Below are 22,201 nucleotides of genomic sequence, written 5' to 3'. Positions count from 1 at the left end.
CAGAAATCCTAGGGACTTTAAAATTTATGAAAATTACTTTTTACAGTTGACTCTCCACTTAGAGGAGGATTTATTCTCAATAGTGAGAGGGGCGATTTGTAAATGAAGGAACTTGTAAAGGCAACAAGTATCACTAAGAGTTATCAAGGGAAAAAAGTTGTAGACAATTTGAGTTTTACTGTTAATCGGGGAGAAATCTTTGGCTTACTTGGACCAAATGGAGCCGGAAAATCAACGACAATTGAATGTCTGCTGGGAATTCGTCCAGTTGACAGTGGTCAAGGGACTGTCTTTGGAGTTGAGCCACGACAGCATCGCAAAAAGGTTTTTCAAAAGATTGGCGTCCAGCTGCAATCTTCAAATTACCAAGATATGATTCGGGTGGAGGAATTGTGTCAGGAAATGACGGCCTTGTATCAACAGCCAAAGGACTATCATGAGCTGCTGAAACTTTTTGGTCTCCAAGATTTTTCCCGTCAAAAGGTCGCTGATTTATCCGGTGGTCAGCGACAAAAATTGTCGATTCTCTTAGCACTAATCCCTAATCCTGAGGTAATTTTTCTCGACGAATTAACTACGGGCTTAGATACCGAGGCCCGCCGAGAAGTCTGGAAAACGCTGCTTAGTTTAAAGGAGCAGGGACTGACAATTATTTTGACGACGCATTACATGGAGGAAGCTGAGTTGTTGTGCGACCACTTACTCATGATAAAAAACGGTCGCCCTGTAATTAGCGGAACAGTCGCTGATATTTTACAACAGGCTGGCTGTGATCATCTAGAAGAAGCTTATCTTTATTTTATGGGGGGAAAGTAACATGACGAGTTTATTGACGCTAACAAAAATTCAAGGAAAATTAGCAACCAGAACCTTAGATGGCATAATTTTTGGCATTGGGATGCCGATTTGTGTGCTATTATTAATTGCAGTCATTGCTGGCAATACATCAGCGAATGGGGCGGATTATACTTTTTTAGACAGCAGTTTTGCTTCTTTATTAGCAGTGGGGATTTGCGCTACGGCTTTTATGGGCATTCCGTTGACCATCTGTGACTATCGAGATAAAAAAATTTTAAAACATTTTTTTGTCACACCGGTATCCCCATTAGTTTTTATTTTGGCTCAATTTATTGTAGCGGCAGTCACGGCAATTATCTCAGCAGTTCTGGTGACCCTTGTCGCTTATCTTTTTCTCGGCTATCAGATGGCCGGCAGCTGGGGAGCTTTAATTGGTGGTTACTTTTTAGTAATGTTCAGCATGTATAGTCTCGGTTTTTTAATTGCTAGTATCTGCAAGAATTTAAAAATTGCCAATGTCGTCTGCACCTTTGTTTATTTTCCAATGCTCTTTTTATCTGGTGCCGTGATTCCTTTTGAACTATTTCCCAACGCTATTCAAAAGGTAGCCGCAATTTTGCCCTTAACCCAAGGCATTCAACTTTTAAAAAGTATTACCTTAAATCAGGCGCTCGTTAATCAGCCACTAATCATCGGTTACTTGCTAATCTTGGGAATAGCAGCAGCATTGATTTCCTTAAAAATATTTCGCTGGGAGTGAACCGCATGGAAAAAAAATGTGAATTATTAGAGGAAGAAAAACTTTATCGCATCGGGATGTTTTCTAAAATGAATCAAGTGACAATTAAGGCGCTGCGCTATTATGACGATGTCGGCTTATTGAAACCTCGTTTTATTGACCCTGACAATGGCTATCGCTATTACAGCAGCGGGCAGGTGGGGGAGCTTCATCAATTACTGGCTCTGCGAAAAATCGGTTTCTCGATTGAAGATATTCAATCTTTAGGAAAAGGAACTACCCAAGAGACGCTTTTGCAACGAAAAAAGGCGCAGCTTTTGCAGGACATCGCTGAAAAAACCAAGATGCTTTCTTTAATTGAAACTTATATGCAGCAGGACTATCGGCAAACCTATCACATGGTGGAAAAAGTTTTACCGGAAGTTATTGTAGCTTCTATACGCCGAATTGTCGCCAACTACGATCAACTGATGACGGTGGTGCCAGAAATGGGGCAGATGATGGAGGCAGCCGGTTGTGAGTGCCGGATTCCCGAGTATTGCTTTAATTTGTATCACGATCAGGAATATCGAGACACCGATATTGATTACGAAATTTGCGAAGCTGTCACCGAGATGAAAGAGGACTTCGGTGAATTAAAATTTAAACGGGTAGCAGAAGTTCCCCGAGCTATTTGCACTATGCATCACGGACCTTACGAAAATTTACCTCAAGCCTACGCTGCTATTTTTCATTACATTGATACTCACGGCTTAGAAATTGATGGTCTACCGCGAGAAAACTATATTGACGGCATTTGGAATAAAAATTCTACTGAAGAATGGTTAACAGAAATCCAAGTTCCAGTTAAACTAGAAAGTCAGCTAGAATTTTAAATAAGAGTAAGCGGTTTTTTGGAAACGCAACGAAGGCTTGACTTGTTTTTTAGACCATGCTATTTTTAAAGTAGTTAAAGGAAAGTGAGGAATCTTGATGATTAATTTCGCCAAATAAGTAGAAGCTGCATTCAGACTGTACCAAGGATTTTTCCGAGGGAGCAGTGTGCAGATTTTCGAAAACTGGTGAAAGAAATCAATTGAGAAAATTCACAATACTCCTAATCTATTTAGCAGCTTATTTGCATTTTCCAATAATTTGATTTTAAACCCGGTTTTTGAAAATGACCGGGTTTTTTGTCGTAAAAAAACGGTGAAAAAATCCTGCCAGCACGTTTTTCGTGAAGTAAGGATGTGACACAAAATGACAACCATTAGGATTGAAAATTTAAGCTTTGGCTATGACCGCTTAGGCACACTTTTATTCGATCAGGCGCAATTGGTGATTGATGCTCAATGGAAATTAGGCTTGGTAGGTCGCAATGGTCGGGGGAAGACGACGTTGCTAAAACTTTTGCAGGGACAGTTGCCCTTTCAAGGAAAAATTAGTCACAGTCTGGCCTTTGACTATTTTCCTAAAAAAGTTTTGGATTGGTCAGAGCTAACTTTTTACGCTTTAAGTAATTTAAAGAATTTTGAACTGTGGCAGCTGGAACGGGAATTAAATTTATTAGCCTGCGATCCAGAAGTCCTGTGGCGACCTTTTGAAACGTTATCCGGAGGTGAACAAACGAAGGTCTTGTTAGCCTTGATGTTTATTGAAGAAGGGTATTTTCCTTTGATTGATGAGCCGACGAATCACTTGGACATTGTCGGCCGACAACAGGTAGCGCAATATTTACAAAAGAAAAAGCAAGGCTATATTTTGGTCAGTCACGACCGAGATTTTTTAGATGAGACGGTCAATCATATTTTAGCAATTGAAAAAAATCAATTGGTGCTTTATCAGGGGAATTTTAGTGTGTACGAAGACCAAAAAGCCCGCCAAGATGCCTATGAACGGGCGCAAAATATCAAATTAAAAAAAGAAATCGGTCGGCTGCAGCAAACGGCCATTGAAAAAGCCGAATGGTCCCGCAACCGCGAAAAAGATAAACTGAATAAATCAAAGGGCTTTATCGATACAGAATATCGCCGCAAGTCTCCCGGGGCAATTGGTGCCGATGCAGCAAGGATGATGAAGCGCTCGAAAGCCATTTTACAACGGGTAGAAAGTCAGATTAGCGAAAAATCCCAGCTCTTAAAAAATATTGAAACCATCGATGGCTTGAAAATGAGTTATCTGCCCAGCTATCATCGGCGCATTTTACAGCTGGAAAATTTAGTCTTAAGTTATCAAGGTCAGCCATTGTTTCAACCATTAAATGTGGAATTATTAAGGGGTGAATGCTTGGCGGTGACCGGCGCAAACGGCAGCGGCAAGAGCTCACTGTTGGCAGCCATTTTAGCTGAGTTTACTGGTGAGCAACGGGGTGAAATTTTTCTACCTCAAGGGTTGCTCATCAGTCGAGTACGGCAAAACTACGAAAATAACCAAGGCAAGCTGATTGATTTTGCAGCAGCAGAAGGGTTAGATTATCCGCAATTTTTAAATAATTTGCGGAAACTCGGAATGGAGCGCAATGTTTTTGACAATGACATTCAGGAGATGAGTATGGGCCAACGGAAAAAAGTCGAGCTAGCGAAATCTTTATCGCAAACCGCCAACTTATTTATCTGGGACGAGCCATTGAATTACCTCGATGTCTTTAATCAAGATCAGATTTTAGGCCTGTTAAAATCGATTCAACCGACGATGATTTTAATCGAACACGATAGCCGATTTGTCGAAGCAGTCGCCGACAAAATAATTGAGCTTTAAAAAATTTGATTTGACTAAAGGCCGTTTTGCACTTTGGCAGGACTTCTGTGATAATAAAAAGAAAAAACAGGTGACTTTTTATGGAACATAATAAAATTTTTATTGTCGAAGATGATGAAAAAATCAGCAGCATTATCCAATCAGAATTAGCCAAGTGGCAGTTTCAGACGGCTGGCGTCAATGATTTTCAACAAGTCCTACAGGAATTTTCCACATTCCAGCCGGATTTAGTTCTACTCGACATTTCCTTGCCCTATTTTAGTGGCTATCATTGGTGCCAAGAAATCCGCAAGCAATCCAATGTTCCCGTTATTTTTCTTTCCTCTGCCAATGACAAAATGAATATTTTGATGGCTATGAACATGGGAGGCGATGATTTTATCGCCAAGCCGGTGGATTTGGATGTATTAGTGGCTAAAATTCATGCTATTTTAAGACGGGCTTACACTTTTAATGATCAGCCAAGCCAGTTGCTAGCTTATGATGAGGTGCAGCTGAATTTATTAGAAGGGGAGCTGACGTTTCAAAAACAACTGGTCAAGCTGACGCCAACAGAGACCAAAATTTTGGCTTTGCTATTTGCGACACCGGAAAAAACCGTGACCAGAGAAATCATTATGGAAAAGCTCTGGGAAAGTGAAGAGTTTATCAGTCAAAACACATTGACAGTCAACATCACTCGACTACGGAAAAAAATTCAGACGGCTGGTTTTCCCCATCTAATCCATACTGTTAAAGGGGTTGGTTATACTTTGGTGAAGTCAGATGAATAAGTTTCAGAAAAAATGGCAGTTTCTCAAGGCTTTTTTAAAAGAAAACAGTGGCATTATAGTTTTATATATTGCCATAGCACTCTTATTTGCTGTGACGTTTTTTCTATATGATATTCCCACAGTAGTTTATCAGGATGCGTTACTGTTTACCTTGCCTTTATTAGTTGTTTTTTTGATTGTCCGTGGGGTGAAGCTGTCCTATAAGCATCAACATTTGCAAAACCTGTTGCAAAGCGGAGGTATGGCTAAGCTTGATGAGTTGCAGCAAAAAAATAGTTTAATCGAGGAAGATTATGAAAAAATCATTTTAAACTTGACCAAAGAAATTCAGCAACTGCAACAACAACAGCTGCAACAGCAAACTGAGCTTCATGATTATTATGGTCTGTGGACTCATCAAATAAAAACACCTTTAGCAGCCTTAGATTTAATGGTACAAACTTTAGAACAGCCTTTGAAAAAAGATATGAAGGAAGAAATTTTTAAAATTCAGCAATATCTGGATATGATGTTGCAGTATCTTCGTCTGCAAAATATCCAAAATGATTTTTTATTTGAAGAAATCACCATTAAGCCTTTAATCAATCAAATTGTAAAAAAATATGCTCCTTTTTTCATTCATAAAGATTTAGAGGTACATTTAATCAATCTGGAAGGCAAAGTTATCTCTGACAAAAAGTGGCTGACCTTTATTCTAGAGCAAATTATTTTTAACGGGATAAAATATACTACTAGCGGCAGTATTACAATTGAAGCAACAGCTGATAACCTTCAAGTATTACGTGTCAGCGACACCGGTAGAGGTATGCGAGCAGAAGATTTGCCGCGGATTTTCGAGCGGGGGTATACAGGCTTTAATGGACGGCAAACGCAAAAAGCTAGCGGACTAGGGCTTTTTATGAGCCAAGAAATTGCCCGTTATCTAGGGATTGAGTTATCCGTGACTTCAAAAATCGGTGAAGGGACAACCGTCACCATTGACTTATCTCAACAAAAAAATTACTGAACGGCCGACTAATGTGACAAAATTGTAGCCTTACTGGTCAGGACTGTAACTGTTTTTTCTACTTTTTTTCTCTTAAACTAAAGGTATCAACAGCTGAGTTAAAAACTTAGAGGGCAGCTACTAGCAAGTTGCTGCAAAACGAATTTGGGTACTTATAATTTAGTTAAACTCAGCGTGTAAAAAAGCAAAGGTGGAGAAAAAAATGGAACTATTACAGGTCAAAAATCTAAAAAAAGTTTACCGCAGCCGCCTCAGCAACTACCAAGTGGAAGCCTTGAAAAATGTTAGTTTTGGTGTTGATGCTGGAGAGTATATCGCAATCATGGGGGAATCCGGTTCCGGCAAGAGCACGCTTTTGAATATTTTAGCGACTTTAGATAAAGCAACCAGCGGAGAAGTGCTATTAGAAAGTAAAAATTTGGGGGAGATTCCTGAGGGGCAACTGGCCAAGTTTAGGCGAGAGCATCTGGGCTTTGTCTTTCAAGATTTTAATTTACTAGACACCTTTAATATCAAAGACAATATTTTTCTGCCACTGGTTTTATCTCGTGTCTCGGTTAAGGAAATGGAAAAGCGTTTGCCAGCTTTGACCGATGCCTTGGGGATTTCTGATTTATTAACAAAATATCCCTATGAAATTTCCGGCGGTCAAAAGCAACGGGTTGCCGTTGCCAGAGCTTTGATTACCCGTCCCGATTTGGTGTTGGCAGATGAACCGACTGGGGCATTAGATTCTCGTTCGGCAGATGCATTGCTACAACTATTTAACCAGATTAACGGGCAAGGCCAAACGATTTTGATGGTGACCCATAGTGGGATTGCCGCTAGCCACGCCAAACGGGTTTTATTTATTAAAGACGGTGAAATTTTTCATCAGCTGTATCGGGGTGCAAAAACACAGGAAGAGTTTTTAAGTGAAATTTCGGATACGACCACCGTTCTTTTAACAAAGGGGGTCTAATCATGTTTTACTTAAAACTAGCCTGGTCTAATTTGAAAAAAAATCGGACGACCTATCTGCCCTTTTTAGGCTCAATGATGTTTTTAGTTTTTTTAAATCTGTTGATGCAGGTGATGGTGAACAATCCAGGCATGCAAAATCTACCGCAAGCAATGACAGTTCACTCTATGTTTAGCTTCGGAGTTATCGTTATTCTAGTTTTTTCTGTCATTTTTTCTTTTTATACCAACAGTTTTTTAATTAAGCGGCGCCAAAAAGAACTTGGTTTATATAATATTTTAGGAATGGACAAAAAATCATTAGGCTGGATGCTGTTGATTGAAAGTCTCCTTAGTTTAGTGATTTCTTTAGTTGTTGGCATTGGCTTAGGTAGTATTTTGGCAAAATTTTTATTTTTAGTCATGAAGAAAATGACCGGATTTGGCGAGGATTTTGTTTTTCAGCTAAGCCTTCAGACGCTACTATTTGTGATTGCTGTTTTTGCCGGTATTTTTTTACTGTTGTTGCTGCATAATTATTTTCAATTATGGCGGACCAAGCCGATTGAATTGCTTCACGGTAGCGATACGGGTGAAAAAGAACCGAAAGCTCATTGGCTATTGACGATCATTGGCTTTGCTGCGATTGCCGCTGGTTATCTGATTTCCGTTTTGATTGAATCACCGGTTGCCGCCTTGCCTTATTTTTTCGTCGCGATTGTCTTAGTGATTATCGGCACTTATCTGGTGATGATGACCGGCAGTATTACCGTCTTAAAAGCTTTGCGAAAACGGCCCCAGCTCTATTATCAACCAAAGCCTTTTATTAATATTTCTGGGATGATTTATCGCATGAAGCAAAATGGCGCTGGCTTGGCGAGTATTTGTATTTTATCGACGATGGTCTTAGTGACGGTGTCTTCGACTGCGGGACTTTTTTTTGGCAAAGAAAATGTCCTAGAAACTCGTAATCCTAGTGATATTAGTCTGACAACGCAGACAGTTAATCACGACTTAGCAGCAAACTTAAACGCCTTGGCTGCAGAAAATCAAGTGACGGTTACTGAGATGGTGGAACTGGATAGTCCTAATATTTCTTTTTTGAAGGAAGAGGGAAATAATTTTGTGCCGGTAGATGATATGCAGGAGTTTGATGGTGTGATTGGGGTTGAATTTTTAACAGCGGCTGATTATCAACAGCTTACTGGAAAGACGATTAACTTAAAAGACAACCAATTAGTCTTTTATCCAATTTCTGGCGATTATGAGGGCCAGTCCATTTACTTTGGGGAACAATCTTATGACATTCAAGAGCGACTGGAAGATTTACCGATGTTTCCTAAAAATCCCAGTTTTGTTGACACCTTTTTCTTTTTTGTAAAAGACCAGAGTGTTGTTAAAAAAATTTATGCAGATTTGAATTTAGGCACTCATAGTAGCTATCAGCCGCTTACTTATGACAGCGAAGTCATGATGAACCTTGAAGGGAGTCAGGCAAATTTGAAAAATTTTGCCACTGCTGTCTTTGCTTATCAAGAGCAACTCAATCAAGCAGCCAATCAAGATTTGCTGCCGAATCCTTCCATGAATTATGCTTCGGCAACTTCAATCGAGGTCGATCGTGAAGAGACCAATGGCTTTACCGGTGGCTTTTTATTTATCGGTATTATTTTCGGATTGAGTTTCACGTTGGCGACAGCTCTGATTATCTATTATAAGCAAATTTCTGAAGGCTATGAGGATACTAGCCGGTTTGAAATTATGCAAAAAGTCGGTATGAGCCGCAAAGAGGTCAGACAAACGATTTCTAGCCAAGTGTTGATGGTCTTTTTACTGCCCCTTTCATTAGCGGTCATTCACTTAGCTTTTGCTCTGCCTATTATTCGTAAATTACTAATCCTCTTTGGCTTAACTAACGGTCAGCTGATCACCATTGTAACAATTTTGTCGGTCATCGTTTTTGCGATTTGCTACTTATTCGTTTATTGGCAGACTTCAAAAGTCTATTACCGCTTAGTTGAACGAAAAGTGTAGTGGATTGAAAAGGTTTTAGCAGTGAGAAAAAAAGTAGAAGATATCAAATAAATTATAGAAAAAAGCCTGAGGTTTCCAAGTTTAGCAGCTTAGTATGAACTAAGTTGAAAACTGGATTCTCAGGCTTTTCCTTCAGGCAAGCAATTGTGGTTTACAAAGGGCACGTTTTAGTTTCAAGAAAAAATGTTCCGCATCAGCATATAATAAATAAGTATAAGTTTTATAATCCTTATCGGTAACAAAAATAATCGTGTTCTGGTTCTCCAAAAAAAGCACAAGTTCATTGTCTGTTCGAAATTCTTTTACTGATTTCATGGTCTTCACCCCACCTTTAATTTAGTACGAAAGAGCCGGACTATCAATGTTGGGGATTTTCAAAAAAGTTAAACGGCAACGAAAAAAAAGAGAATTTATTTCTTGATTTTATGACACACATGTACTACATTTCACAAAATTATCATAACCAAAAACGCGTGAATGAATAACTAAATGAAGGATTTGGTTGTTCACAAAAAGTTTTCGGACTATGGTCATTTCGTTTGTTTAAAAAAATTGTCGAAATGCAGGCCATGAAAAAAATTGGACTGCCACATTGTGATAGAAAATTTTAAACAAAAATAGCATGACTAGAAAAGAGCAGAATCTATTAGGCAAAATCATATTTTACAAATTTAAAAACTGCTTCACTAACGGAAAACATTTTTTTAAAAATGTAATGTGCGTTGATAAAATTTCAAGCCGGTATGCATGACCCAAGCAGCCACTACTCCTAAAATACTACCTAAGAAAATTCCAATAAAACGATATTGCAAAATGGAAATCACATATTGGTCCGTCGCTAATTTTGCCAAGAGAAGAGAAAGGGGTGTGGTGAAAAAATTAGCAACTCCGTAATTGCGGGGAATAAAATATTCCACCGCAAAAAAGAGCAGCGTGATGACAATCACCATTTCCAGATAAGAAAAGTGAATATTTAATAATATGGCCGCAATTCCCAAACCGATTACTGTCCCTAAAATCCGCTGCAAATTTCGTTGCATCATATTGGCTAAATCATTGGCCTGTAAAATGGCCGCAGCAGAGACGACCATCCAGTAAGGATTGTGCAGATTTAGTCCTTGACTGAGATAAGCCGCAAAGAAAATAATGCCAGTATAAAATAATGCATCAATCATGGCTGTCGGGTCTGCATCCAAGCGTTTGCGCAAGCTTTTTTTGGGTAAGGCAATCGCCGGAATTTTTTCCATCCTATGAACTATCAAAGCAAAAATCAATGAGATAAAAATGCCGCAACAAAAATAAGCAATCACAGTCGGTAAATTTTCAACAGCAATGCGGGTACTGCTGCCGGTGCCGGCCACCATCACACCGAAAAACACACCGGGTTTAGCAAAACCATATAAGCGAAAACAAAAGCGGCCGACAAAGGCAATAGCGGCCATCAACATCGGCGTTGTCCAAACAGCATGGGTTCCCAGTATTCCAGCCAGTAAGCAAAGCAGTAGGTAAGCACCCACCAGTAAGAGCCTTTTAATTAAATCCGTTAATTTTAAATTATCATAATAAAGAAAAGTAAAAATGCCCAATGAGCCAAAGCTGGCAATCGTCGGTGTAGCGAACAGATAACTGATTAATAAAATCGTCAGCATCGCTAGGCAGGCACCAAATAGGCGAGCCCGATTGCCCTGTGGTTTATTAAAATGTAATAATTGTTTTAAGTGTCCCTTCACGGTAATTCGCTCCTTTTATTAAAGGTATCACAAAAAAAAGAGCAAAAGCAACTAGAAAAGGCCCCGAGATGAGTTAATACAGATTTGAATTCTATGAATATTTTTTTTGAGAATCATTGAAAATCTTATGCTCACGATGAAGAGTTACTCGACTAAAGACGCTCACATGCAATCTGTCTCAAAAACTAATTAACCTAAAGAGACAAAAAAGATGAAATTGAAAATATCACCGGTCGACAACACCGACGACAGATTCTCTTAGACTAACCCAAAAATTTATTCCCACAAAGATAAATTCCAACCTTTTTTAAGTTGACAGAAAAATTGTGCCTGTCTATAATTTAATCATTATTTCATTTTAATCTAATATTAAACTAATGATAAAATTACTGGAGGCAATTCTATGACAGATATCAATACTTTTTTAGCTCAAATCGGCAATCATCAAGATCAAAGCACCGGCGCCATCAGTTTGCCCATTCATCTATCAACAACGTATGAGCATCCAAAATTAGGACAAAGTACCGGTTATGATTATACTCGCACTAAAAATCCAACACGTTGGGTTTTAGAAGAAGCTTTAGCAAAATTAGAAAATGGCAGTGTCGCAGTCGCTACTAGTTCTGGGATGAGTGCTTTGCAATTAGCCTTTCAATATTTTCCACAAGGCAGCCGTTTTCTCGTCTGTCGTGATTTATACGGTGGTAGCTTCCGCTTTTTTGAGATGCTAACGCAACAAGGGATTGCTAGCTTTGAGTATTTTAATAATGAAGAGGAGCTTGCTGCGCTAGTTTCTGCTGACATTGCTGGAATTTTTATCGAGACGCCGACTAATCCTTTAATGCAAGTCTTAGATATCAAAAAGATTGCTGGCATCGCCAAAGCTAATCAAGCCCTTTTAATTGTCGACAACACTTTTTTAACACCATTGCGACAAAAACCTTTAGACTTGGGAGCAGATATTGTGATTCACTCTGGCACGAAATTTTTATCCGGGCATAATGATTTATTGGCTGGCGTGGTCGTTGCTAAAGATCAAAAAATTGGCGAGAAACTGGCTTGGCTCGCCAATACAACAGGGCCAACGTTATCACCATTTGATAGCTGGCTATTTGTCAGAAGTTTGAAAACTTTAGCGTTGCGCTTTGAAAAGCAGGAGGAAACTGCTAAAGGGCTGGTGAAGCTATTGCCGCAATTTAGTAAAATCAAAGAAGTCATCTATCCTGGAGTTGGAAGCATGATTTCGATTCGCGTTACTGAGGCCGCATTAGTTCCTGAGATTTTGGCAAATTTGCAACTCTTCACCTTTGCAGAAAGCTTAGGGGGAGTCGAAAGTTTGATTACCTATCCGACAACGCAAACCCATGCCGATGTTCCTAGAGAACTGAGGGAGGCCTATGGTTTAACTGCTGATTTATTGCGATTATCAATCGGCATTGAAGGCAGCCAAGATTTAGCTTCTGATTTAAAAGCGGTCTTGGATTAACTTAAACTAGTCAAGTTATTTATTTTTATAAACTTCTGTCTCAATTTACAGAATAAAAAAACGCCTACCAATCTAACAAACGTAAAACGTGCCAACTGCTGAAAGCTTTTCCAGCAGTTGGCACGTTTAGTATTTATCAAGATAGCTTGTGTTTAATTTTAATTTTGTGATTGCCGTTTTAATTTCTTTTCTTGATGCTTTTGCGCTTTGACTAAGCGTCTAGTAACTCGCCGCAGCAGGGCTTCTTGCCCGTTAAACTCCGTAATTTTTTCTTGGGCGAAGGTCAGGACTTCTATCTGTAATTCAGTGGCTTCTTGAGCTTCATATACAGAAGCTAGTCGTTCATAATACTCATAGTGAAAGCCTTCAGAAGTTTCAATTAAATGCAGGAGCAGTAATTCAGCATTCTCAAAATTTTGGTCCGCATAATGTTCTAAGGCATTCCGATAGAGTTTGATTCGGTAGTCTTCACTGACAAGGGGGGAGACCCGTTCTTTTAACTCATTGATTGAAATTTTTTCTAAAACTTTTCCCGATGGATTTTTCAAAAATACCACAGGAATTTCATTGATATTATCAGGTAATCGTGAAATTTTTTGCATAGTCCATCAACCTACTCTTATTTTTCCTTTATCTTGATTATAAGGATAACTTATTAAAATAGAAAGAAAAAACTTTGAATAAAAGAAAAATCTAAGATTTAGCCGAAGTGGTCTACTGCTAAAGGCTGAAAAAAATCTCCTTTCACAGGCGGACGGATTTCTTGAGAAACTTTGTTACTATTTCTCTAGAAAGGACGTGTAATTTTGAAAATCATAAAAATTTTGATGGGCTTTGCAGTAATCATAATCATTGGCTTAGGAGGCCTATTCTTTTTTACCGCCAATTCTTCAGGCGAAGTTGCCGCTGTCATTGACCGCTTTAATCCATTAGTTCAAGAAGGGGCTGTCTATGTCAAAACCAAAGCCGCTGATAGTGTGAACGGCTACGGCACAGCTAGCTATCGTCAGTCTGCTGTTGATGAAAACGGCAAAGAGCGACAAATTGAATTTACCGCAGACCATGAACTAATTCAAGAACGTTATTTAAAAATTTCCAATAAAGGGGCTTACGTGGAAACTTATGAAGAAGTGACTGCTGAAGAGCTGCCGGTCAAAGCATTACAAGCCCTTGAAAATAATTAGCAGACTATAGTGCCGCTAAAAACAATTTAAGAAATTGCTAGATTTAGCAATGGAAAAGGCAAATAAGTGTTCCAGTTGAAATTGTATGCTAAAATAAAGTGGATGAAGGGCGGTAAATTTCTGTGAAGTTGATTGAGTTTTTAAAGTTTATTTTGTATCTAATTGTTTTAGTGGTGGTGCTCGTGATTGTACGCACCTACGTTTTTTCACCAGTGATTGTTAAAGGGGATTCGATGGATCCAACGTTAGAAAATAACGAACGCGTGATTGCCCTGAAATTTGGTGAAATTCAACGTTTTGATATCGTGACGTTTCCAGCACCGACTGAAGCGGATACTAATTATATTAAACGGGTGATTGGTCTACCCGGTGATACGGTTTCGATGTCCGGTGATGTGCTTCATATTAACGGCGAAGCCATTGATGAACCTTATTTGGATGAGTATAAATCAGAACTATCTGAAGGAGAAGTTCTCACTTGGGATTTCACTTTTGAAACTTTGGCTCAAGGCTATCATGGCAATCCACCAGTTTCACAGTTTACTGGTGTCACGACAGTTCCAGAAGGAAAACTATTTGTTCTTGGAGATAATCGTCGCATATCAAAGGATAGCCGGATTATTGGCTTTATTGATGAAGATCAAATTATCGGCAATGTCAAATATGTTTTTTGGCCCTTTGACCGCTTTGGCAGCATTTAAAATAAAGATAAATTCAGCAGCGTGAGGGCATTAGAATAGCCCACCTGCTGAATTTTTTTGTTATACTATACAGTGAATCAACAACCTTTTATGTGGTAATAACAGTTTGAAGGAGGATGTTATGAGTCTAAAATTTATCTTAGGGACCGGCAGTCGAAATCATCGGGAAACTTTGATTTCAGAAGCCAAAGAATTACTAACTGCCCAACAGCAAGTTTTTTTTCTGGTGCCTAACTTTAATAAATTCGAACAAGAGCGGGAAATTTTACAAAAATTTGCCGATCAAGAACAGGATTTTTCAGCTATAAATTTACAAGTCTTTAGTCTACAGCGTTTGGCTTGGTATTACCTACAGCAGTCACCGGATTTTGTTCAAAGTTATCTGAGCGAGTCCAGCAGCGGCATGATTTTCCGAAAAATTTTAGCAACCTATGAACAGGAGTTAACGGTTTTTCGTGGTGAAATCAATAAAACTGGGTTTATCAGTCAGCTTTATACCTTATATCGAGAATTACTGCAGGGAAATTTAACCTCTGCAGATTTAAAAAAAGCTGCTCAATCAGATGACCAGACCGCCGATCAGCAGTTAAAATTGCAGGATTTAAGTCTAATAATGGCGGCCTTTGAAGAAACCATTTGGCAGACGCAATTAGTTAAAGGTGACTTGTTAGATCAATTGGTTGAGTATTTGCAGGAAGTCGATTTGAGTCAAGTCCATTTTCTGATTACCGGCTTTTCGCACTTTTCAGCGAAGGAAATCAAGCTGATTACTTTATTGATGGAAAAAGCATCGGTGACTGTAAGCTTATTGTTAGATAAAAAGAGCTACGATCAGCCAGTGGATAAGATTGATTTGTTTTATGATACTAGCGAACTTTATTTTCAGCTTTATCAACTCGCTAGAAAAAAAGCTGTGCCGATTAGCAATGATCTCTTTGCAGCCGAAAGTCAGGTTCATCCTGATTTAGTGGCACTGCAAAAATTTTGGGAAACTAGCCAAAGTAATCAAGTAATTCCGCCAGCTCCTCAATCAGTTTCAGCATTGCATTTAATGCGGGGAGAAAATTTAAAGGAAGAGATTAGCTGGATTGGCCGCAAAATTCGCCAAAAAGTGGTAGAAGAGGGCTATCGCTACCAAGATATTCAAGTTTTAGTCCGTGATCAAGACCGCTATGGCAATTTAATTGCCGAAGTCTTTAAAGAATTATCGCTGCCAGTTTATTTGGACGAGTCCGTCAAAATGGAGCAGCATCCTTTAGTCGAATTTTTATCAGCGCTGTTTGCGATCAAAACTTATGATTTCCGTTTGAATGACATCATGCGACTTTTACGAACTGAATTATTAGTCCCAGAAGAAATTCCTTTTGGCAACGGCAATTTTAGTCATGCCAATCGTTTTCGTGATCTGGTAGATATAACAGAAAATATTGCGCTGGCCTATAATTTTCAAGGCTATAGCTGGAAAAATGAACAGGATTGGCACCTGTACGCCTATGATTTTGAGGAAGGCCAAGAAGAAGACATTAAACCAGAGGAACAAAAAGCCAATTTTGTCCGCAATTTTCTTCGCCAACAGCTCCTTGAATTTTTTGCTAATTTAGAAAATAGCCAGACCGGCCAAGAAGCAGCCGCTCAACTGTTTAATTTTTTGGCAACAAGCGGTGTTAAGCAGCGCCTTTTAGATTGGCGCAGCGAAGAAATTAATCAAGGGAATTTAGAGGCTGCCAGAAATCATGAGCAGACCTGGAATACACTGGTTCATCTCTTAGAAGAATATGTCTCGATTTATGGGACTGAGGTCTTTGAATGGGAAGTCTTTCAAGAGATTTTAGAAGCTGGCATGGAAAATGCGAATTACGGTATGATCCCCAGCGCCCTAGATCAAGTGCGCATCAATAATTTAGAATTGGCTCGACCTAATCAGGCAAAAATCACCTTTGCAGTTGGGTTGAACAATCAAGTGTTTCCGCAAAAAATTGAAATGACCGGCCTGTTAAGCTCAGAGGATAAAGTGTTTATTAATCATTTATTTGCTGAGGATGCCCAACAAAAATATTTATTTGATGCGACCACTCAGGGAATGAATCGGGAGCCTTTTGCTGCTTACTTAGTTTTTCTTTCAGCAACAGAGGAATTGTATTTAAGCTATGCTGGTAACCAAGATACCGACAAAAATTTGCAGGTTTCGCCCTATGTGGGAAATATTGCTAATTATTTCGGCTTGGATTTTGAGCTGGCACAGGGCATTTCTTTGGAGGCAGCGGCTGATAAACATCTGGGAACGTATCGCAGTTTGCTGGGGGATTTAACTTATTTGCAACGCTTGTCGATCGATGCAAACTTTACAGAAGATAAAAAGGCTCTCCTGCCACAAAAATGGCAGGTGCTGAAAAATTTACTGCAGCGCTCAGCATTAGCCGCCACCACTGAAAAAACTTTTAAAAGTTTGGACTATGCAAATCAGGTCGTACCTTTGTCTGCTGAGTTAGTCGAAGCCATTTATGGCAATCAGTTAAAAGTTTCCGTGTCCCGTTTAGAAAACTTTTTCAACTGCGAATATAAATATTTTGCTACCTATGGTTTGGCATTAAAAGAGCGGGACATTTACGGTTTGTCTCCGGCAGCCACCGGCGATTTTTTCCACGATGCATTGGACCGTTTCTTACAAGAAGTCATTCAAATGCAAGTTAGCCTTGCGACTATCAGCGACGAAGAGGTACAAAATTTAACGGAGCAAGTCTTAATCAAGGTGTTAGGGGAAGCCCGCTTTACCATTTTAAATGAAAGCAACCGGATGAAATATATTCGCTACCAATTGAAACAAACAATTCATAAGGTCAGCTGGGCTTTGAAGCGGCAGAGTCAAGCCACCGGATTATCGCCGATGCAAACGGAATTACTTTTTGGCAGCAATCTCGGAAAAGAAGGCATTGCCGGTAAAGAAGTCCAACTAAATCATCAGGGCAAACTAGCAGTCCGCGGGATTATTGACCGGATTGATGTAGCGACTTCTCCAGAAAGTCAGCAAACATTTCTCAGTGTGATTGATTATAAATCCAGTAAGCACAGCTTTGAAATTTGGAAAGCCTATTACGGATTAACGATGCAATTATTGACTTATCTAGATGTAGCTTTGATGAATGCAGTAAAACTAGTTGGTAAGGAAGATGTTAAACCGGCGGGAGCTTATTATCTCCACGTCAGAAATCCTGAATTGAAAAACGATCAGGATATTGCCAAAGAAACGATGACAGCCTTTAAGTATGATGGCCTGTTTGTTAACGATCCTGAAGTGTTAGAGCAGATGGCTCCAGATTTAGAAAGATCGGAAACTTCTAACGTCTTTCCAGTGAGTAAAAATGCCAAAGATTTATATAGCCCTGGCCGTTCACAAAATAAATTTTACACCGAAGACGAGCTGAATTTATTACGCAAGCACAACGAAGACAATATGAAAACCGCCGGCAATCGGATTTTATCAGGAGAAATTGCCTTAAATCCAGCCTACATTAATAAAAATCCTTTGGCCTGTAATTTTTGTCCGTTTAGAAGTGTTTGCAATTTCGACGTGCTAATGAAGGGGAACGATTACCATCGTTTAGAAAAATTATCAAAAGAAGAAGTTTTAAAACGCATTGGGGGTGAAGAGCATGAGTAATATTCCAGAAAAACCAACCGACGTGATGTTCACCCAGCCGCAATGGGATGCCATTTACGACAGTGGCACCAATATTCTAGTCTCAGCCTCAGCGGGTTCTGGTAAAACCCGCATTTTAGTTGAACGGGTGATTGAAAAGCTGAAAACAGGCGTCAAGATTGATGAATTGTTGATTGTGACCTTTACCGAGGCTGCTGCTCGTGAGATGAAGGAACGGATTCAAAAAGAGTTGCGGAAAACAATAAATCTACCGGAAATTTCGGTGACAGAACGACAAATGTTGACAGAACAATTAGTCAAATTACCAGCCGCTAATATCTCGACTTTACACGCCTTTTGTTTGACGGTGATTCGTCGTTTTTATTATTTGATTGATTTAGATCCAGTCTTTCGAATGTTGACAGATCAGACTGAAACGCTGTTGTTAAAAGAAGATGTCTGGGAAGCACTACGGGAAAAATTTTATGACGATACTGAGGGGGTACCGGCTGCTTTTTATGAGCTGACCGCTAATTTTTCCAATGACCGCAGTGATGATGGTCTGACTGATTTAGTTTATCGGTTATATGAATTTGCCAGAGCCAATCCCGACCCGGAGGCTTGGCTGTCAAAACTTTTAGATAATTATCCGGAAGAAGAGGGCTTAAAAAAATCTAAATTATTCTCCGAGGAAATGCTGCCCTTGATGATGGAAATGGTTGCAGCGGAGGCAGAGCTTTTTGAGCAATTGAAGCTAGCCGCTGAAGCCACAGAAGGATTGGCAAATATCATTCCTGTGATGCTTGGCAGCCAAGCAATTTGCCAAGCAATTTTGACAGCTTTAAAAGCGCAAGATTTTGAAGCTGCCTATGCCTTATTTGACCATCCTGATTTAGCTTTGCGCTTTCCATCAATCAGAGACGCAGAATTAAAAGCAACGGTCACAGAGATTAGAGAAGCCCGTAATGCTGCCAAGAAAAGATTAGCGGCAATTAGAGAAGATTTTCTCCCTTATTTACCGGCTGAAATTAATCGCTTAATTGGTTTAGCCCGTCCTTTAATCCAAGAATTAATTGGTGTCGGACAAGCATTTATGGAGAGTTATGCTCTGGCAAAACGACAAAAGGGTGTCTTAGATTTCAATGATTTAGAACATTTGACCCTGCAAATTTTGCAAACTGAAAATACTAAAGGCATCAAAGAGGCCCAAGAATATTATCGCCACAAATTTTCAGAGGTTTTAGTGGACGAATATCAAGATACTAACGGCCTACAGGAAGCGATTATTCGCCGCTTGACCAATCCCAAAAATCAGCCGGGAAATTTATTTATGGTGGGAGACGTCAAACAATCGATTTATTCTTTCCGCTTGGCTGATCCGACTTTATTTATTGGTAAATTTGAACAGTTTAAAGAAGCCGAAAACTCTGATGGTCGCCTAATTGTGCTACCGGATAATTTTCGCTCCCGCAAGGAAGTCATCGATTTTACCAATTTAATTTTTGAACAGCTGATGGACAAACAGGTGGGGCAGATTGCTTATGATGAAGCAGCTAAATTGGTCGCCGGCTTTGGGCAGTTCCCGCAAAAAGATGTTTTTCAACCGGAGCTGCTACTGTATGAAAAAGTGAAGGAAAATAGTGACGAAGCAGAAGTTATTGACCAGTTGATTGGCGACAGCAGTGCAATCAATGAACTGCTGTTGGAGGATAAGACTGATGGCGAGCTGTTAATGACGGGCTTAAAAATTCGTGAGCTGATTGACAATCAATTTTTACTTTACGACAAAGATGCTAAAGCAGAACGACCAGCAGAATATCGCGACATTGTCTTGTTAACACCAACAAAGAAAAATAATATTGCGATTATGGATACTTTCAAACGCTTGGGCATTCCTGTTGAAGTCAACGATGCGGAAAATTATTTCCAAGCGACAGAGGTCCGCACGATGATTTCGCTGCTGCAAATTATCGACAATCCTTATCAAGATATTCCATTAGCGGCAATTCTTCGTTCGCCGATGGTCGGTTTAAACGAGCGGGAGCTAGCGGAAATTCGGATTGCTAATAAAAATGGCAGCTTTTACGAAGCAGTTTTGTCATATAGCACAACAGGTCCCTTATTACAAAAGGTGACAGAATTTCTCGACCAGCTGAATCGCTGGCGCAATCTAGTGCGCCGCCGCAATATTGCCCAACTGATTTGGCAGGTTTACCAAGAGACAGCCTATCCAGAATATGTTTTAGGCTTGCCAGCTGGTGATCAACGCTATGCTAATTTATTAGCTTTAGCAGAGCGGGCAAAGGATTATGAAAACAGCAGTTATCGTGGTCTGTATCAATTTATTCGCTTTATAGAAAAGATGCAGGAGAAGGATAAAGATTTAGCAGAACCGATTGCCAAAGGTAGCGGCAATGCTGTACGAGTCATGACCATTCATGCGAGTAAAGGCTTAGAATTTCCAATTGTATTTTTGATGGATATGTCAAAACGCTTTAATATGGCGGACACGCAAGCCAATTATATCTTTGATGAAAAATCCGGCATTGGCATCAAATATCTCGACAAGATTTCCCGTGTGCGTAAACAAACGCTGCCTTATAATGGCATTCGCCAATTGAAAACTCGCAAGTTACTCTCAGAAGAATTGCGCAAACTATATGTTGCCTTAACTCGCGCGGAGCAGAAACTTTTTTTAGTTGCCTCTTACAAAAATCAAGAAGAATTGCTGAAGACGTGGCAGATGGCGGAAAAATCAGCCGATGACGGCTTGGTTTTACCCACAACTTTAAGGATGCAAACCTCCCGCAGTTTTATGGACTGGTTAGGTTGGTCTTTAATTCGCCATCCAGATATTAAAAATTTCACCCAGCAAGAAGCGATTTTACCCGCATTAGCGAAGCATCCTAGTCGCTTTAGCATTCATTGGTACACAGAAAATGATTTACAACACAGCTATCAGCAGTTAGAAAAACAAGCGGCTGATATCGAGATTTCTGTCAGTCAACAGCCTGCGACACAGGAATTTGTTGATCGAGCAGAGAAAATTTTAAATTTCAGCTATCCTTTTAAAGAAGCTACTGAAACTACCAGCTACCAATCTGTTTCTGAAATAAAACGAGTCTTTGACGATCCTGACAACACCGGTTCTGAAAAACTTTTGTGGGAGAGTAGTCAGGAAAAGGCGATGAAGCGTCATCGCTACGTTGCGGATGATTTGGCTGTACCGAATTTTTTAGCAACTGAGGCAGAACCGACGGCCGCAGTTATTGGAACAGCGACTCACCGCGTATTGCAGCTGTTACCCCTTGACCAAAAGCCAACAGTCGAAACCGTTGAAGCTTTGATTGAGCGCTTGGTAGCAGCCAATAATTTTGAAGCAGCCGATGCGAAAAAAATTAAAGTTCCAGCGATTCTGGACTTTTTCGAGCAAGACTTTGGCCAATTTTTATTGGCCCATTCTGATAAAGTCAAAAGAGAGCAACCTTTTTCAATGTTGAAAAAAGCCGATGATATTTTTGCAGATTATCCGACGGAAGCTGATCAAGTCTTGATTCATGGTATTATTGATGGCTACATCACTTTGGAAAATGAAATTTATCTTTATGATTTCAAAACGGATCATTTAAAAAATCCTGACGATGCTGTAGAACTTCAAAAAGTTGTCCAACGACACCAAGGACAATTGCGCTTGTATCAACAGGCTTTAAGTCAAGCGGAGAAGCTGCCGGTGAGTAAAATCTTTCTTATTTTGTTAGAATCTGGTAAAGTGATTGACATCGAAGCAAAGGGCTAGGCATTCTCACTTACAAAATGTAAGTAATGTGCTATAATCACTTAACGAGGTGATAAGAATGGAGCAAGTACAAATTTCTAATTACGCAATCTGTCCCAAGTTTGAAAAAACTTTTTCAATTCTTGGCAAAAAGTGGAACGGTTTAATTATCGAAGTCTTATTAGATAATGGGCCGCAAAGATTTGTTGACATTGCCGGCAAAATTCCTCAAGTCAGCGATCGTCTTTTAGTTGAACGCTTGAAAGAGCTGGAACGTGAAGGCATCGTTACCCGAGAAGTTTCCTGTAAAGAAAATAATCGCAGCGAGTATTTATTGACGAAAAAAGGCGCAGACTTGCGTTTGGCCATGACACAAATCCACCAATGGGGGGATAAATGGCTGACTGATGCAGAATGCAGTTGATTTTCTCGATTAAGTTTAGTACACTGTTGTCAATTGAATAAATAAAAACGTTGATGGAAAAGAGTAGTTTGGCTGACGCTGAAAAGGGAAAACCTGTCACTGACTGTAAGCAGGTTGAGTTGTCGAAAAATGAAGTTCACTTCCGGAGTTTGTCTTTTAGACCGGTCAGACCGTTAAAAAAATTGAGTGCGCAAAGATTTTTTTGTGAATTAGGATGGTAACACGAGAGCTCGTTCCTT

General features: G+C 39.6%; 17 protein-coding genes. 14 read left to right on the top strand and 3 right to left on the bottom strand.

The features are described from left to right. Positions 1 to 102 precede the first annotated feature (102 nt). From AC1Z3S_RS06250 to AC1Z3S_RS06215, 8 genes are all read left to right on the top strand, one after another. Positions 103 to 816, top strand: coding sequence for an ABC transporter ATP-binding protein (locus AC1Z3S_RS06250; protein WP_461739632.1), 714 nt, complete (start codon positions 103 to 105; stop codon positions 814 to 816). 1 nt (position 817) lies between these two features. Continuing rightward, positions 818 to 1,558 (top strand): ABC transporter permease, encoded by a 741-nt coding sequence (locus AC1Z3S_RS06245; RefSeq protein WP_461739631.1) that lies wholly within the window; start codon positions 818 to 820, stop codon positions 1,556 to 1,558. Between the two features lie 5 nt (positions 1,559 to 1,563). Continuing rightward, entirely contained in the window at positions 1,564 to 2,412 is an 849-nt protein-coding gene (locus AC1Z3S_RS06240; RefSeq protein WP_461739630.1) for a MerR family transcriptional regulator, read from the top strand. Positions 2,413 to 2,776: 364 nt separating this feature from the next. Continuing rightward, the gene (gene abc-f, locus AC1Z3S_RS06235) at positions 2,777 to 4,273 is read left to right on the top strand and encodes a ribosomal protection-like ABC-F family protein (RefSeq protein WP_461739629.1); all 1,497 of its coding nucleotides are present in this window, start codon (positions 2,777 to 2,779) and stop codon (positions 4,271 to 4,273) included. 80 nt (positions 4,274 to 4,353) lie between these two features. Then, positions 4,354 to 5,046 (top strand): response regulator transcription factor, encoded by a 693-nt coding sequence (locus tag AC1Z3S_RS06230; RefSeq protein WP_461739628.1) that lies wholly within the window; start codon positions 4,354 to 4,356, stop codon positions 5,044 to 5,046. Next, the gene (locus AC1Z3S_RS06225; protein ID WP_461739627.1) at positions 5,039 to 6,052 is read left to right on the top strand and encodes a sensor histidine kinase; all 1,014 of its coding nucleotides are present in this window, start codon (positions 5,039 to 5,041) and stop codon (positions 6,050 to 6,052) included. Before AC1Z3S_RS06230 ends, AC1Z3S_RS06225 begins: the two co-directional genes overlap by 8 nt. Before the next feature lie 202 nt (positions 6,053 to 6,254). Then, positions 6,255 to 7,013 (top strand): ABC transporter ATP-binding protein, encoded by a 759-nt coding sequence (locus AC1Z3S_RS06220; protein ID WP_461739626.1) that lies wholly within the window; start codon positions 6,255 to 6,257, stop codon positions 7,011 to 7,013. 2 nt (positions 7,014 to 7,015) lie between these two features. Then, complete coding sequence (locus AC1Z3S_RS06215; RefSeq protein WP_461739625.1) at positions 7,016 to 9,025, top strand: ABC transporter permease; 2,010 nt, start codon at positions 7,016 to 7,018, stop codon at positions 9,023 to 9,025. A 132-nt stretch (positions 9,026 to 9,157) separates the two neighbouring features. Here AC1Z3S_RS06215 and AC1Z3S_RS06210 read toward each other — a convergent pair whose 3' ends face one another. Beyond that, positions 9,158 to 9,340: a hypothetical protein gene (locus AC1Z3S_RS06210; protein ID WP_461739624.1), complete on the bottom strand. Its 183-nt coding sequence runs from the start codon at positions 9,338 to 9,340 to the stop codon at positions 9,158 to 9,160. 389 nt (positions 9,341 to 9,729) lie between these two features. Next, entirely contained in the window at positions 9,730 to 10,755 is a 1,026-nt protein-coding gene (locus tag AC1Z3S_RS06205) for an FUSC family protein (protein WP_461739623.1), read from the bottom strand. Positions 10,756 to 11,158: 403 nt separating this feature from the next. Between AC1Z3S_RS06205 and AC1Z3S_RS06200 the strand changes: the two genes are divergently transcribed. Continuing rightward, positions 11,159 to 12,241 carry an aminotransferase class I/II-fold pyridoxal phosphate-dependent enzyme gene (locus AC1Z3S_RS06200; RefSeq protein WP_461739622.1) on the top strand — a complete coding sequence of 361 codons (1,083 nt, stop codon included), beginning with the start codon at positions 11,159 to 11,161 and terminating at the stop codon, positions 12,239 to 12,241. Positions 12,242 to 12,399: 158 nt separating this feature from the next. Here AC1Z3S_RS06200 and AC1Z3S_RS06195 read toward each other — a convergent pair whose 3' ends face one another. Next, a complete protein-coding gene (locus tag AC1Z3S_RS06195; protein WP_461739621.1) occupies positions 12,400 to 12,843 on the bottom strand; it encodes a hypothetical protein in 444 nt (147 codons plus the stop codon). Positions 12,844 to 13,047: 204 nt separating this feature from the next. Here AC1Z3S_RS06195 and AC1Z3S_RS06190 point away from each other — a divergent pair, with 204 nt between their 5' ends. The 5 genes from AC1Z3S_RS06190 (at position 13,048) to AC1Z3S_RS06170 (ending at position 21,962) form a co-directional block, all read left to right on the top strand. Further along, positions 13,048 to 13,425 (top strand): YxeA family protein, encoded by a 378-nt coding sequence (locus tag AC1Z3S_RS06190; protein ID WP_461739620.1) that lies wholly within the window; start codon positions 13,048 to 13,050, stop codon positions 13,423 to 13,425. A gap of 122 nt (positions 13,426 to 13,547) precedes the next feature. After that, the gene (gene lepB / locus AC1Z3S_RS06185) at positions 13,548 to 14,126 is read left to right on the top strand and encodes a signal peptidase I (protein WP_461739619.1); all 579 of its coding nucleotides are present in this window, start codon (positions 13,548 to 13,550) and stop codon (positions 14,124 to 14,126) included. A gap of 121 nt (positions 14,127 to 14,247) precedes the next feature. Next, complete coding sequence (locus tag AC1Z3S_RS06180) at positions 14,248 to 17,784, top strand: PD-(D/E)XK nuclease family protein (protein ID WP_461739618.1); 3,537 nt, start codon at positions 14,248 to 14,250, stop codon at positions 17,782 to 17,784. Continuing rightward, positions 17,777 to 21,559, top strand: a complete 3,783-nt coding sequence (gene addA, locus AC1Z3S_RS06175; protein ID WP_461739617.1) for a helicase-exonuclease AddAB subunit AddA — start codon at positions 17,777 to 17,779, stop codon at positions 21,557 to 21,559. Before AC1Z3S_RS06180 ends, addA begins: the two co-directional genes overlap by 8 nt. Positions 21,560 to 21,617: 58 nt before the next feature. Further along, positions 21,618 to 21,962, top strand: a complete 345-nt coding sequence (locus tag AC1Z3S_RS06170; RefSeq protein ID WP_265457322.1) for a winged helix-turn-helix transcriptional regulator — start codon at positions 21,618 to 21,620, stop codon at positions 21,960 to 21,962. Positions 21,963 to 22,201: the final 239 nt, after the last annotated feature.

The sequence above is a fragment of the Enterococcus sp. LJL90 genome (assembly GCF_056924355.1).
Note: the sequence above shows the minus strand (reverse complement) of the source record. Positions and strands in the feature narration are given on the sequence as shown.